Below are 14,779 nucleotides of genomic sequence, written 5' to 3'. Positions count from 1 at the left end.
TTGTTCAATCCCCGTTGATTATGCTGCGGAGTCGCAATCCATTTAACGGTCTGACTGAAAGGCCGTGGATTATCAAGTCTCAATACGGCGCGTTCATCCGGTACCCTTAACGGCGAACTGGTCTTCAGGCCCTGCATCTGGTAAGCAACCCAATGGTGAGTCTTCCTCTGCCGGTCCTGTCAGGCCCGGTTTCCGTCTGTTGCCGGTTTCTCTCCCAGTTGTAAGGGGCGCCATGGCCACCCGTCTGCGTCTTTGCCGTCTGCCTGCCCATCAGTATGCCGCCATGGACGCGGCAGGGCAGCCGTTGAGTCTGGGGTACCCGGCGATCCGCCCGTTGCTGGCGCGTCTTCTGCCGGATATTACCGTCGCCCTGTTTGCCGAGCCTGTCCCGACGGCGGATGGCCAGTCGATCGACTGGTGTTCGTCCCTGCCGGGGCAGCCGGTGCCGCTGGCCTCGCTGGGGGCTGCGGAGCAGGCGCCGGTCTTGACCCGGCTGCGCGAACGGTTGGAGCAGACACAGGCGATTGCCACCCGTCTGGGGCAGACCGGGGATAGCGCCAATGCTGACCGGCTGACCCGGATGGCGGTGGAGCCCGCCCCTGAACAGATTTATGTGCAGAATGGCGAACCGGTGATGGTCGGCTGGGGCTGCCATGGCGCCCTGCCTGCGGCAGCGGCGATGCCGGCTGCGGCTGCAATGGCTGTTCCGGCGGCAGCAGCTGCGGCTGTGGCGGCCCCGGCCTCTGCTGCGGCAGCGGAAGAAGAGCAGCCTGCGGCCCGCCGCCCGTGGTGGCGTTGGCTGCTGTGGCTGCTGCCGTTGCTGTTGTTGCTGGCGGGGATCCTGTACTTCCTGCGTTTCTGTCAGGAACCGCCGCCGCCGGAGCCGAAAAAAGAAGAACCGCCTAAGGCAGAAGAGCCGAAGACGCCGGAGGATCTGTCCGATCTGAAGGAAAAGATCCGCAAGGCGGAAGAAGAACTGCAGAAGCGGCTGGATGCCTGTCCGGTACCTGAGGTGTTGCCGAAAGAGCTGCCGAAGGAGCCGGATCCGTTTCCGCCGGTAAAGACCGAACCGCCGAAGGAAGAGCCGAAGCCCGAGCCGGTCAAGCCCGAGCCGCCGAAGCCGGAAAAGAAGCCGGAACCGCCGAAGCCCGTGCCCCCGAAGCCTGAGCCGCCGAAGACTGAGGCCCCCAAGCCGACGCCCCCGAAGGAAGAGCCGAAGCAGGCACAGGCCTGCCCGCCTACGGCCAAGCCGTGGGAAAAGCCGGAAGTGGCGATCCTGCTGGATGCCTCGGGCAGTATGGGCCTGCCTGCGACCCTCAACAATGCCGACGCCCGGGCACTCGCCCAGAAGGCGGCAATGGGGGATCCTGCGGCCCGGGCCCGTCTGACCGGCGGCAAGGGCAGCCGTCTGGAAGTGGCGAAGGACTCCGTCGCGGATCTGACCCGGACCATTCCGCCGGAGGTTGATCTCGGGCTGCTGGTCTTCGGCCGTTGCGAAGGCACGGACAACTACAAATTCTTCAGCAATGCCGAGCGTCCGCAGATGGTGGCGCAGGTTCAGAAAATCCAGACGCAGGAAGGCACACCGCTGGCCCGTGGGCTGGAACGGGCCGGGAACATGATCGACGGCGTTTCCGTTCCGGGGACGATTGTGGTGGTCAGCGATGGCGAAGACAGCTGCGGCGGGGACCCCTGTGCGGTGGCCCGGGCCCTGAAGCAGAAAAAGCCGAATCTGAAGATCAACGTTATTTCCGTTGACGGTTCCGGCACTGGCAAGTGCATGGCGGAAATCAGCGGCGGGCGCGTTCTGAAGCCCCGCGAAGGCGAAAACTGGGATGATCTGATGCTGCGGGCCACGGATCAGGCCCCACGTCCCCCCGGCTGCCCCTGAGCGGACGGATGTGACTGTAATGATGGGTTGGCTTTTTGGAGGGTGAGAGCATGTCGGGTCGTCCAGCCGTCGCCGGGCCGTTGCTACGGACGGGAATGTTGCGGGATTTCAACGCATTGGGGAGCGTTGGCAGCCCGGTATTCGCGTCTGCGCCGCAGTTGCGGGCCACCATCCGCCGTCAGCTGGGGGAAGATGTCGCTGCCCTGATGGCGATCCCGCAGATCAACGAGCGGGGTGATACGATCGACTGGTACGCCGAAAAAGGGTCGATGGTGGTGCCATGGTCCTCTGCCTCGTTTGAGGAGAAGCAGGACGCCCTGCCGCTGTTGCAGGCCGCGCGCGAAAAGCTGCTCGCCCGGGCAACCCAGCTGGCGGAAAACCTGTCGAAAGTGACGGCACCGAGCAAGGATCAGGAGGTATTTATCCGCCTGTTGCCGTTCGGTCTGCAGATCCCCGATGACGGCCATATCTATCTGGTGGACGGGCTGCCCGTCGTTACCTTCTGGGGATTTACCCATATCAATGCGCCGTCTGCGGCGGATACCATCCGTGATCTGGTGCTGACCCGCCCGGCTCCCCCGCCTGTTGCCCCTGTGGCGGCTGCCGCTGCTGCTGCGGTTCCTCCGCCGGTGGTGGAGGAAGAACCCCGTCGGCCGTGGTGGCGCTGGCTGCTGTGGCTGTTGCCGCTGCTGCTCCTTCTGCTGTTGCTTTTGTTCCTGCTGCGTGGATGCGCGACCCCGGTGGTTCTTGATCTTCCGGGGATCGGTCCCCTGACCTTGGGCACGGATCCGGAGAAAAAGCCCGATCTGCCGGTTGACCCGAAAAAGGTCGTGCCGGGCATGGTGTTGCCCGATGTGGTGCCGGGCACGGTGATCCCCGGGGTTGGCATTGTCGGCCCGGACGGTACGGTGCTGCCGGACCCGAAGATCACCGCGCCGGATCTGATGCCTGATGCAAAGAAGCCGCAGGATCCGAAAGCGCCTGACGTGAAGCCGGATCCTCAGAAACCGGATGCGCCGAAGCCGCCTGAAACCAAGCCGCAGGACCAGAAGCCGCCGGAGCAGAAACCGGTTGACCCAAAGAAGCTGTCACCGGAAGCCAATCCGCAGGATCAGAAGCCGGTAACCCCGCCCAAGCCGGATCAGCAGGCCAATCAGAAACCCGTTGATCCGAAAAAGCCGGGGCAGGAGCCGCTGAAGCCGTTGGTTCTGCCCCCTGATGCCGGGGCCAATGGCAACATGGACTTCCTGAACGGTAAGTGGCGGTCGCGCACCGGGCTGGTGGACAGTGCCACCGGGTTGCCGGTGGAAATGGAATATACGTTTGAGAACGGTAAAGGCACGGCGGCGGTGACCCGGCATGACGGTACGGTCTGTCAGGCCCCGGCGCAGGCGTCGATGCAGGGGAAGCAGATGCAGATCGATCTTCAGGATGCGGTCTGCCCGGATGGCGGCGGTTTTGGCAAAGCCAAGGTTGACTGTGTACCGGGGGCTGACGGACGGGCGTCCTGTAAGGGCACCAATTCCGATGGCAGTAAGTTTGATGTGGTGATTGGGCAGTGAGGAACCGGGGATGCTGGCAGAAGTAATCCGCTTCGAGGAAGACGCCACTCTGATCATGCGCACCGGAGTCCAGTTTATGGACTTTGGCCTGACGCTGGATCTGAAGAAGGAGGTGCCGGGGCAGTTCGCGCGGATCGAAGGCAGCCCGGCGCTGGTCCGGCTGGAGGATGATCCGGTCCGGGGTGGCCTTGTCCATCCCGCCACCCGGGTGCTGACCACCCCGGCGGAAGTGCTGGAAACCGGGGTGGCGGATACCCTGAAGCTGCTGTCCGACGTCTGGCTGCCGGTGCCGTTCATGCTGCGGCAGGGTGACACCTTCGCGCGCGGACCGGCCAACTGGGCGCGGGCACGGATTGTTGCCCTGCAGCCGGGCGAAGACCGCGACGGGCATACCCACCGGGTGGTGCTGGCGTTTGACACCACGGTTTATGATACTGAGGTGGCCGGTGCGGCGTACCTCACCCCCAGCCTGAAAGATGTGGAATCCGGTGCCCGCTTTGAGCTGGCATGGCGGGGGCAGGATGCGGCGTGGTTCTGCGAACAGAAATGGGTGACGGACTGGCTGCGCCAGCAGGTCAGCGAGGCTGAGGCTCTGGCCCGGCTGGATGTTGATGACATCGCTGAAAATGCCCGCCAGCATAAGTATTTTGCCCATTATCTGAATATGCTGTGGCTGCTGGGGGCCAAGGCCGCGCCGCCGCGCATCCGGCTGCTGTCGAACCGCCCGAATGACATCCATCGCCCGATTCCGGTCGATATGGTGCTGGATGTCGGCAACTCCCGCACCTTTGGGATTCTGATCGAGGATCATCCGCAGCAGGGCGATGGTCTGCAGACCCGGTATGAGCTGGAGCTGCGGGACCTGACCCGCCCGCACTTTGTGCATAAAGAGCCGTTTGAGAGCCGTCTTGAATTTGCCGAAGCGACGTTTGGCAAGGTGGAACAGTCGGTCCAGTCCGGTCGGGCCGATGCCTTCGTGTGGCCGACCATTGCCCGTGTCGGCCCTGAAGCGGCGCGTCTGGCAGCCCGCCGCCGGGGGACTGAAGGGTCCACCGGTCTGTCCAGCCCCAAGCGGTACCTGTGGGATGAGGCCCCTTATCAGCCCGGCTGGCGCTTCAACGTTGCCTTCAACAAAGCGGAAAGCGAGCCGCTGGCGACGGCCACCCCGTTCGGCGACCTGATCAATGATGAAGGGGTTGCCCTGCATACCCTGCCGCCGGAAGACCAGCTGCAGGTGTTTGTCCCTCATTACAGCCGCAGTTCTCTGATGACGTTCATGCTGGCGGAGGTGCTGGTACAGGCCCTGTGCCAGATGAACAGTCCCGGACAGCGGATGAAGATGAGTCATGCCAATCTGCCGCGTCAGCTGCGGACGGTGATCCTGACCGTCCCGCCGTCGATGCCGACCACCGAGCGGCAGATCTTCGAGGAGCGGCTGCGTCAGGCCGTCGGGCTGGTCTGGAAAGCGTTGGGCTGGCACCCGGATGTTTGCCCGATGGAGACGCAGGAAGACCGCGACAAGGCATGGCCCGCCCTGCCGGGGATGCGGATTCAGTGGGATGAGGCGACCTGTGCGCAGGTGGTCTATCTTTACTCTGAGTGTGCCAACAATTTCGGCGGACGCCCGGAAGACTTCTTCAAGGTCCTGCGCCGTCCGCGTGGCGGGGCAACGGCGGATGACCGCCGGGTGCGTGTGGCCTCCATCGATATCGGTGGCGGTACCACCGATCTGGTGATCAACGATTACACGCTGGATAACGGCAGCGGCGGCAACGTGTATATTCTGCCGCAGCAGATGTTCCGCGACGGCTTCAAGGTGGCCGGGGACGATATTGTTCACGACACCATCCAGAAGATCATCGTTCCGGCGCTGGAACAGGCGCTGATTGCCTTTGGGGTGGCGGATCCGGCCTCGCTGCTGTCGCGGTTGATCGGGGCAGAGGCCGGGATCGTGCAGGATATGGTCCTGCGCCAGCAGCTGGCCTTGCAGGTCCTGTATCCCGCCGGTCTGACCCTGCTGAAAGAATACGAGCAGTTCCAGCCCCGTCAGGGTGCCGAACCGCGCACGGAAACCCTTGGCAGTCTGCTGACCGGGCGTGATCAGCCGTCAGCCGAGGTGCTGGAGTATTTTGCCGCCGGGGTCCGCCGGGTACTTGGCGTGACCACGGTGCCGTTCGATCTGCTGTCGGTGCCGGTCAGTGTCGACATGAACCGTCTGCACCGTCTGTTCATCACCGATCAGATGGAAATTGTTAAACCGATCAAAGCACTGTGCGAGATTGCTTATCTGTATGACTGCGATGTGCTGCTGATCTCCGGGCGGCCGTCGCGGCTGCCGGGGGTGCAGTCCCTGTTCCGGGGGCTGCTGGCATTGCCGCCGGAGCGGGTGGTGCCGCTGCATAATTACCGGACCGGGGTGTGGTATCCGTTCCATCACAACGGTCATATCGCTGACCCCAAGACCACGGCGGCGGTGGGGGCGATGCTGTGCGTGCTGGGGCAGGGGCGTATCCCTAACTTCTTCTTCCGCGCCAATACCTTCAAGCTCTACTCGACCGTGCGGAACATCGGTCTGATGGATCATGCCCAGACCATCAAGACCGAGGATGTTTATTACGCCGATCTCGATCTTGATAATCCTGACACGCCGTTCCCGGAAGATACGGTGTTTGAGGTGCGCGGGCGGATGAACCTCGGGTTCCGTCAGCTGTCTTCGCCGCGCTGGGGGGCCAGTCCGCTGTATCTGATTGAGTTCAATACCGGCAACCAGAAGGCCCGTTCGACCCTGTACGGGGACAAACCGGTACAGACCGATGACGGCGACGGCCCGATGGTGCTGGAAGTGGCGCTGCGGCGGGTGATGAAAAAGGGCATCGACCGCCTTGAAATCAAACAGATCAGCAGCCGCGGTGGTTCCACCATGGCCCGGGATACCCTGACGATGCGGCTGTGCACGCTGCTGACCCGTGGGGTCGGAGAAACCAGCCATTGGCTGGACAGCGGCAGCATTGTGCGCTGACGGGGGAGGAAGAGAAAATGACAGGATCAGTTTCTGCCGATGCTCTGGTCGGGCGCTGTGCGGCCATTGTGGACGGAACCGGGCAGGGTGTTGACTGGGTCAGCGCCACCAAGGCCGACAGCCCGCGTCTGGAGCGGGATGCCGCCGGTCTGACCGAGCGTCTGCGCCGTGGCAAGGTGCTGGCACGGCGGCTGCAAGGCGCGGCCTCCCGCCCGATGGCGGTCGGTTTCTTTGGTCTGTCGCAGGCGGGTAAATCATACCTGATTTCGGCGTTGGCCCGCTCGGAGAGCGGATCGTTGGAAACGATGATGGACGGGCAGCGCCTGAATTTCATCGCTCACATCAACCCGCCGGGCGGCGGTAAGGAAGCCACCGGCATCGTCACCCGCTTTACCCGGCAGAACCGCAGCAAGGTCAGCGGATTTCCGGTGCGGCTGGATCTGCTGAGTGAGCCGGATCTGCTGAAGATTATCGGCAACTCCTTCTTCATGGACTTTGACCATCAGAGAGCGGCTCTGGCCCCGAAGGCGGAGGATATGCAGGCGGTGCTGGCCGATCTGGCCCGCCGGGTGCAGCCTGCCCCCACACCGGGGATGGAAGCCGAGGATGTGGTCGATGTGATGGACTATTTCCTGCGGCGGTTCCCGATTCCGATGCAGGCCTATCAGGCGACCTTCTGGCCGAAGGCCATGGATCTGGCCCCGCGTCTGGCCCCGCAGGACCGTGCCACCCTGTTCGGTCTGCTGTGGGGCAGTATCCCCGAGCTGACGGCGGCCTATCTGCGTCTGCGCGACGGGTTGCAGCGGGTCGGCCATGCCGCCACCGTTCTGGCCGAGCTGGGCGCGCTGGTGCGCCCCGATGGCGGCGGGCTGTCACAGGCCGACAGCATCATGAACGTCGATATGCTGTCGCGTCTGGGGCGGGATGATGCCGATCAGGTGTCGCTGGTGCCGCTGACCGGCCCTGACGGTGGCCCCGGGACCCCGGTGACGTTGGCCCGCTCGCTGCTGGCGGCCCTGTCGCGGGAAATGACGTTTGAGCTGGCCGACCCGCCGATGGCGCCGATGCTCGATCAGGTCGATCTGCTCGATTTCCCCGGCTACCGTGGCCGCCTGAAGGTGACCAGCCTGAAGGAAGTGGCGGAAAAGCTGGAGGGGCGCGACCCGGTTGCCGAACTGATTCTGCGTGGCAAGGTCGCTTATCTGTTCGAGCGCTACACCGACGATCAGGAAATGAACGTTCTGGTGATGTGCACCCCCTGCCACAAACAGTCCGACGTCAACGATCTTGGCCCGGCGCTGGAAAGCTGGATCAACTCCACGCAGGGGGCGACGCCGGAAGAGCGCGCCCGCCGCCTGCCGGGGCTGGTGTGGGCGATCACCATGTTCGACGTCCGTCTGGCCCCGCGCCCGGATGAGACGCTGGATCTGATCCGCTCCGGCTGGCACGGCATGATGCGCCTGACCCTGCGTGAGAAGTTCGAGCAGTTCGACTGGCTGGACAAGTGGGCCCCGGGTCAGTCGTTCAACAATCTGTTTCTGGTCCGCAAACCGGGGATGGCGGCCGGGGTGATCGGCACTGACGCGACGGGTCGCGAGGTTGAGATTGTCTCGACCCAGCAGACCCGGATGGGCCAGATGCGGGATACCTTTGTCGGTGACGACAGCGTCAACCGCCATTTCTCCGATCCGGCGGCGGCGTGGGACGCGATGATGGCGCTGGATGATGGCGGCATGGGCCGCCTGACCGGCTATCTGGAGCAGGTGGCCCGGCGCGAGCTGAAGCTGGCGCGGATCACCGAACAGGTGACCCACCTTCAGACCAGTCTGACGGAGTCCGCGCTTGGCAGCTATTACCGGGCTGACGGGGCGGATGCGGTTGCGCAGAAGCAGCAGGTGGCGCAGACGGTGACAGCAGCGCTGGCGGCCCGTGCCGCCCTGTTTGCCGAGTTGCTGAATGCCCTGCACCTGCCGGGCCGGACCATCCGGGATCTGTACAGCAAAGCCGATGAGGAGCCGGAGGTACCGCCGCCCGCTGCTGCGGGGAAGGCGGCCGCAGCCCCGGTGTCGCCGTTTGGCGGTGGCAGCTTCCTGTCGCTTGACCTGTCCGGCTTTGGTGAAGAAGCGGTGCTTGAGCCGCCGCCGGCGGAAATCACCCAGTCTGCCAACCGGGCGTCACGGTTCGCTCAGGCGGTGATGTCCGGCTGGCTGCGGCACCTGCGGACCATTCCCGAGGATGCCGCCCTGCATCGCTTCCTCGGGCTGGATGAGGCAACCCTTCAGGCCGTGACGGATGAGCTGATCACCGGCGCCCTGCGTCTGCGGCTGGAAGAACGGCTGACCACCCTGCTCGCCGAGGCAGAGGACCGGGCCGGGGCAACCCGCCGGGATCTGATCGGGCGGCAGGTGTCGGTTGTCTCGACCGTTCTGAACGGCTTTATCGATACGCTGGGCCAGACGGTTCTGCCGCTGGACAAGCGCCCGGCGTCATCCCGGCTGGCGGGGCGGAAGCTGTTCCAGCCGCCTCCGCCGCTCAGCAATGTTCTGCCGGTGCTGGGGCCACAGCCGATGAACTATTCGGCCCTGTATATTCTTGACTGGCTGGATGCGTTCACCAGCCTTGCCATGGGCAATGCCGGGCATGCCGCTGGCAGTGAACTGACCCCGGAACAGAACCAGCGTCTGGGCCAGATTTTGGAGTTGATCCGTCATCATGCCGCTTAAGAGTGAACTGATCGCCGACGTCCGGCGTGGCCCCGGCCATGGTCTGCTGCGCATCAGCGGCCTGACACCGGATATTGATCCGCTGGAACCGCTGTCGGTCAAGATCATCCAGAACCAGCAGGGTGGGCGGTATCTGACCAGCAGTGGTGCCTGGCAGCCCGAAGAGGTGTCGCAGATTCTGCCCAGTCTTGGCTGGGATGGGGCAGTGGCGGTGGTGCCTCTGGGGCCGACCCTGTTTGATCCGCTGGCCCAGTTGCCCAACAACGTCCGCCTGCGGATGATGGTGACCTATGGGGCCACCGGGCCTGAGGTGTCGTCACTGTCTTTGGTGCAACCCCTGCCGCCGTCGTTCGCCCGCGGGGAAAATCCTGAGCCGGTGATTGCGGCCCCGCTGCCGCCCCCGCCGGTTGCTGAACCGGTTATTGTGGACTCCGAGCCGCAGGTATCTGCCCCGGAACCGCAGATGATCGACCCGCCGCTGCGGGATGACCCGCCGGAGCTGGCTGCCCCGGTGCGTGACCCGGAACCGGAAAAGCCGAAGTCGCCTCTGGTTCCGCTGCTGCTGATCGGGCTGCTGGTCCTGCTGCTTGTCGGCGGGGGTGCGGCGGCCTGGAAGTTTGGTCTGCTTGACGGTCTGCTTGGCGGCGACAAGACGGCGGAAACGGCAGCGCCGGGTCAGACCCCGGCCTCGGTGATCAACACCCGGGAAGATCTGGCCCGTTATCTGGGTGGCAATCCGGCAGTGGCCGATATTACGGCGACGGCAAAGGATCTGACGGCGCGGGGCAAGCTGGATCTGGCGATGCTGGCGTGGCAGCAGGCCTCGCGGCAGGGGAACCCGGAAGCGGGTCTCGCGCTGGGTAAGATGTATGATCCGGCAACGTGGAGCGCCTCTGCCAGCCCGCTGCCGCAGGCTGACGCCGAGACGGCGGCTTTCTGGTACGAACCGGCGGCGCAGGCGGGCAATGTAGAAGCGCAGCGCCGTCTGGGGCTGGTCCTCAAGTCTCTTGAGCCGGGTGGCAGCGGTCCGCAGACCGACAAGGCGAAGGAATGGCTGAAAAAAGCCGCCGATGCTGGAGATGCTGAGGCCGCAGCAGCGCTGAAGTAAAAGAAGAACCGGCCCGGAGGGACCCCCCGGGCCGGTTTCTGTTTGTCTCCGTGTCTTTCTATGAACCAGACAGCCTTTGCGACCCTTGGGGGAGTGGGGTAAAAAGGGGCGAGATGCGAAAGTCAGAAACGGGAGACGCAGCGATGCGCATGTTATCGTCGGTGGGGAAAGCGTGTCTGGTGGCGGCGGTGCTGCTGGCCGGGGCATGGGGTGTACCATCGGCGGAAGCGGCACGGACCCCGTTGCTGATGGAAGGGAAGAAGACCCTGTATCAGCGGGTGCTGACCCGTCCGGGGGCGCAGATCCGTAAAGATCCGGCGGATGCGGCGGGCAAGCCGCAACCGGCGCTGACCCGTCTGTATGTTTATGGCCGGGTGCAGAAAAACGGCGCGGAATGGCTTGAGGTCGGGCTGACTGCCAAGGGGCAGACTGACGGCTGGGTTGCCGCTGATTACACCCTGCCGTGGAAGCAGCAGATGACGCTGGCCTTCACCAACCCGGCCGGGCGTGAACGTTCCCTGCTGTTTAAGGACCGGGATACGCTGGCGACGCTGGTCAATGCCGATGATCCGGGGTCAACCCTTGCGCCGCTGCGCAAAACCATTGCGTCGGGAAAAAATGATCCGTCGGTGGTGTCGATCGAGCCGGAAGCCTATGTTGATCTGAACAAACAGTTCTATCTGCTGCCGATTCTGTCGGCGGAAGAAACCTTTGCCGCCAGCGGTCACCGCATGCGGCTGCTGGAGGTCGCCTCGGTGACGCAGCAGGAGGCCAAAGCCGATAAAGCACAGGCGCCGAAGGCCAACGGACTGCGCAATTTTTCCGCTTCGGTGGTGTTTGTCATCGATTCCACCATTTCGATGGGGCCGTATATTGACCGGACCCGCGACGCGGTGAAGCGGATTTATGACCGCATCGAGAAGGCCGGTCTGTCCGATAAGGTACGGTTCGGTATGGTGGCGTTCCGGTCTAACATTGATAAGACTCCGGCGCTGGAATACGTCTCCCGCCTGTATGCCGACCCCAATCAGGTTAAGTCGGGGAAGGAGTTTCTGGAGAAGGTTTCCGGCCTCAGGCAGGCCACTGCCTCTTCGGCCCGCTTTTCTGAAGATGCCTATGCCGGGGTGATGACGGCGCTGGATAAGGTTGACTGGGCTAACTTCGGCGGCCGCTATGTGGTGCTGATCACCGATGCCGGGGCTTTGCGCGGCAATGATCCGCTGTCGGGCACGAAGCTGGATGCCGAGCAGGTGCGTCTGGAAGCCCAGCATCGGGGCGTGGCGCTGTATGCGATGCATCTGCGGACCCCGGAGGGGAAGGCCAACCATGCTGAGGCTGAAGCCCAGTATAAGGCCCTGACAGCCCATCCGCTGGTCCCCCACCCGCTGTATTATCCGGTGGAATCCGGCTCGGTTGATGCTTTTGGCAAGATTGTCGACAGTCTGGCCGATGCGATTGTCGATCAGGTTAACGCCAGCTCCCGTGGGGAAGAGGTCGCCGGGTCTGCCCTGTCGGCCAGCAAGGCCAGCGGCGATCAGGTCAAGGATGATGCGGCCCTGCTGGGCCATGCCATGAAACTGGCCTGGCTGGGCCGGACCGAAGGAACCCGTGCCCCGCCGCTGTTTTCGGCGTGGATCAGCGACCGAGATCTGGTCAAACCCGATGTCGCGACCACCGAAGTGCGGGTGCTTCTGACCAAAAACCAGCTGTCCGATATGCAGCAGGTGGTGAAAAGTATTCTGGATGCCGGGCAGGCCGCTCAGTTGTCCCCGAAGGACTTTTTCGCCCGGATGCGGTCGGCAGCGGCGACGCTGGGCCGCGATCCCAACGCCATCAATTCCCCCAATGCCCAGAAACTGGCCGATCTAGGCCTGATGGGGGAATATCTGGATGATCTGCCGTACCGCAGCAAAGTTCTGGATCTGGATCAGGAGACCTGGTCGAGCTGGAGCATTTCGCAGCAGCAGGTCTTCCTGGATGAACTGCAACGGAAGCTGCGGCTGTACCAGATCTACCACGATGACGTCAGCCGCTGGGTGGCGCTGGATGGCGGAGCGGATGCCGGGGAAGCGGTGTATCCGGTGCCGCTGGATGCGATGCCGTGAGTTGGGCCATGAGCGACGCCGCATGACGCAGACAAGCACCGATGCCCCTGTCCTTCATATCAAGGGTCTATCAGGGCAGCGCGGCGCCTTTCGCCTGACGGTACCGGGTCTGTCGCTGGGGGCCGGTCAGGCTCTGGCGGTGACCGGGCCGAGCGGATGTGGCAAAAGCACGCTGCTGGATCTTCTCGGGCTGGTGCTGCGCCCGGCGGCAGCGGCAACATTCCGGGTGATGGGGCAGGACGTTTCTGCTCTGTGGGCCGATGGAGCGCGGGGTCAGAGCGGTCTGGCGGCACTGCGGGCGGGATCTGTCGGGTACATTCTCCAGACCGGTGGGCTGTTGCCCTATCTGTCGGTGGCCGAGAACATCGGTCTGTCCCCGCGTTTGCTGGGGCAGGCGGTTGACCGGGGCTGGTATGATCATCTGGTGACACAGCTTGGCCTGCAGGATCATCTGACCAAGGCCCCGCGCCTGCTGTCGATCGGGCAGCGTCAGCGGGTGGCGATGGCCCGTGCACTGGCGCACCGTCCGCCGCTGGTGCTGGCCGATGAACCGACGGCGGCGCTGGACCCGGCCACCGCCGACCGGGCGCTGGCCCTGCTGCTGGGCCTGAGTGTCGACAGCGGTGCGGCGCTGATTCTGGTCAGTCACGATCAGAGGCGGATCGCCGGTCTTCAGGTGCCGGTGCTGACCGGGGTTCTTGAGAAGAATGGCCAGACGGTGCGTTTTGTGCCGCCGGGGGCAGGGGACGCAAGATGACGCAGGCGGTAAGGCCCGGTTTCCGGCAGGCGGTGCGGCTGGCCAGCCGGGATTTCCGGCATGACTGGAAGGTGTCCCTGTGTCTGTGTGTGGCGCTGGCGGCGGTGATGACGCCGCTGATGGTGCTGTTCGGGCTGAAAACCGGGATTGTCACCACACTTCAGACCCGCCTGTTGTCTGACCCCCGTAACCGTGAGGTCGTGGTGGTTGGCAGTTATCGCCTTGATGCGGGCTGGTTTTCAGCTCTGGCAGCCCAACCGGGGACCGGCTTTGTGGTGCCACGGACGCGGTCGCTGGCGGCAACACTGGATGTTCGGGTGGCATCGGGGAAGGCTGAGCCCGGCCTTGAGCTGGTGCCGACCGCGCCGGGGGATCCTCTGATCCCGCCGGATCTGCGTGCCCGGCCACTGGCTGACGGAACTGTTCTGCTCAGCCAGAGTGCCGCCACGACTCTGGGGGTGACGGCGGGGAGCACGGTAACCGGCCAGATCAGCCGCATTGTGCAGGGCCAGACGGAAGTCCGGCGCTGGTCCCTGACCGTTGCAGGTGTCGTGCCGGAAGCGCTGTTCTCCCGTCCGGCAGTCTTCGCGCCACTGGCTTTTCTGGTGGCGGCTGAAGACTGGCGCGATGGTCGGGAGAAACCGGCGGCAGACCGGCTGTTTGCCAGCGCCCGGGTTTTTGCCGCAGATCTGGAGGCGGTCGCTCCGCTGGCGGAGCAGTTACGCCAGCAGGGAATGGAGGTCCGGACCCGTGCGGCAGAGATTGAAAGCGTCCGTCTGCTTGATCGCAGCCTGAGCCGGGTGCTGTCCCTGCTGCTGGGGTTGGCCGTGATCGGGTTTCTGCTGTCGCTTGGGGCCAGTCTGTGGGCGGCGGTGGAGCGTAAACGCCGGGATCTGGCCCTGCTGCGTCTGCTGGGGTTTGACGGAACGGCACTGGCTTTGGTGCCGGTGACGCAAGGGCTGCTGGTGGCCGCCGGCGGGGTGGCCCTGTCATCGCTGCTGTACTGGCCTTCGGCCGCCTTTTTCAACGCCACACTGGCCGGGACACTGGCCCGCGAAGAATTTGTCTGCCGCCTTGATCCGGCCCATTACCTCATCGGGATCGTGCTGACCCTTGTGCTGGCGGTGCTTGCCGCCGCCGGGGCCGCGCGGAAGGTGGCGCAGATTGACCCGGCGGAAAGCCTGCGGGAAATTTAATCCTCTTTGACATGCCGCCAGACATTAACCGCAAAAGCGATAATGCCGACGGCAAAAACCATCGATCCGATCCCGGCGATCGGTTCGCCGATATCAGCCTGCCCGCGATGAATGGCAAAGACCCCTGCCAGCATCACCGGCAGGCCGATGCTGTGCAGCCAGAAATGCGCCGGGCCTAAAACCCGGTGTTTCAGGGCCGGGAACACTTTGTACATCACCCCCATCACCGCCATCGACAGCCATCCGGCCAGCAGGGCGTGAGCGTGGACGGGTCTGGCATCAAACTGCTGGGTTGCCGCCATCTGGATTCCCAGCATAATCCCGAAAAGGGCATACACAACCGCACTGCGGAGAAAGAGGGTACTCATGATGCTTCCGGTTTTATTTTGAAAGAACGGGCATCATTGTAAAAAGGCGG

General features: G+C 64.1%; 9 protein-coding genes. 8 read left to right on the top strand and 1 reads right to left on the bottom strand.

Annotated features, from left to right (window positions below; genetic code table 11):
• Positions 1-232 precede the first annotated feature (232 nt).
• From G365_RS23210 to G365_RS0116810, 8 genes are all read left to right on the top strand, one after another.
• The gene (locus G365_RS23210) at positions 233-1,891 is read left to right on the top strand and encodes a VWA domain-containing protein (protein ID WP_019646711.1); all 1,659 of its coding nucleotides are present in this window, start codon (positions 233-235) and stop codon (positions 1,889-1,891) included.
• 50 nt (positions 1,892-1,941) lie between these two features.
• Complete coding sequence (locus G365_RS0116840) at positions 1,942-3,453, top strand: SrfA family protein (protein WP_155976344.1); 1,512 nt, start codon at positions 1,942-1,944, stop codon at positions 3,451-3,453.
• Positions 3,454-3,463: 10 nt separating this feature from the next.
• Positions 3,464-6,472 (top strand): virulence factor SrfB, encoded by a 3,009-nt coding sequence (locus tag G365_RS0116835; RefSeq protein WP_019646709.1) that lies wholly within the window; start codon positions 3,464-3,466, stop codon positions 6,470-6,472.
• 17 nt (positions 6,473-6,489) lie between these two features.
• On the top strand, positions 6,490-9,195 hold the full coding sequence (locus G365_RS0116830) for a putative virulence factor (RefSeq protein WP_019646708.1): 2,706 nt from the start codon (positions 6,490-6,492) through the stop codon (positions 9,193-9,195).
• Positions 9,185-10,303: a tetratricopeptide repeat protein gene (locus G365_RS0116825; RefSeq protein WP_019646707.1), complete on the top strand. Its 1,119-nt coding sequence runs from the start codon at positions 9,185-9,187 to the stop codon at positions 10,301-10,303. Before G365_RS0116830 ends, G365_RS0116825 begins: the two co-directional genes overlap by 11 nt.
• 143 nt (positions 10,304-10,446) lie before the next feature.
• Complete coding sequence (locus G365_RS0116820) at positions 10,447-12,408, top strand: vWA domain-containing protein (protein ID WP_019646706.1); 1,962 nt, start codon at positions 10,447-10,449, stop codon at positions 12,406-12,408.
• Between the two features lie 22 nt (positions 12,409-12,430).
• Positions 12,431-13,165, top strand: coding sequence for an ABC transporter ATP-binding protein (locus G365_RS0116815; RefSeq protein ID WP_019646705.1), 735 nt, complete (start codon positions 12,431-12,433; stop codon positions 13,163-13,165).
• The gene (locus tag G365_RS0116810) at positions 13,162-14,361 is read left to right on the top strand and encodes an FtsX-like permease family protein (RefSeq protein ID WP_019646704.1); all 1,200 of its coding nucleotides are present in this window, start codon (positions 13,162-13,164) and stop codon (positions 14,359-14,361) included. Before G365_RS0116815 ends, G365_RS0116810 begins: the two co-directional genes overlap by 4 nt.
• On the opposite strand, the gene G365_RS0116805 is transcribed toward G365_RS0116810, so the two are convergent.
• Entirely contained in the window at positions 14,358-14,729 is a 372-nt protein-coding gene (locus tag G365_RS0116805) for a hypothetical protein (RefSeq protein WP_019646703.1), read from the bottom strand. The genes G365_RS0116810 and G365_RS0116805 overlap by 4 nt on opposite strands.
• Between the last annotated feature and the right edge of the window lie 50 nt (positions 14,730-14,779).

Origin of the sequence: Novispirillum itersonii subsp. itersonii ATCC 12639, assembly GCF_000381985.1 — a bacterium.
In the GTDB taxonomy this organism is placed as follows: Bacteria; Pseudomonadota; Alphaproteobacteria; order Rhodospirillales; family Rhodospirillaceae; genus Novispirillum; species Novispirillum itersonii.
This window is presented reverse-complemented; position numbering and strand designations above follow the sequence as displayed.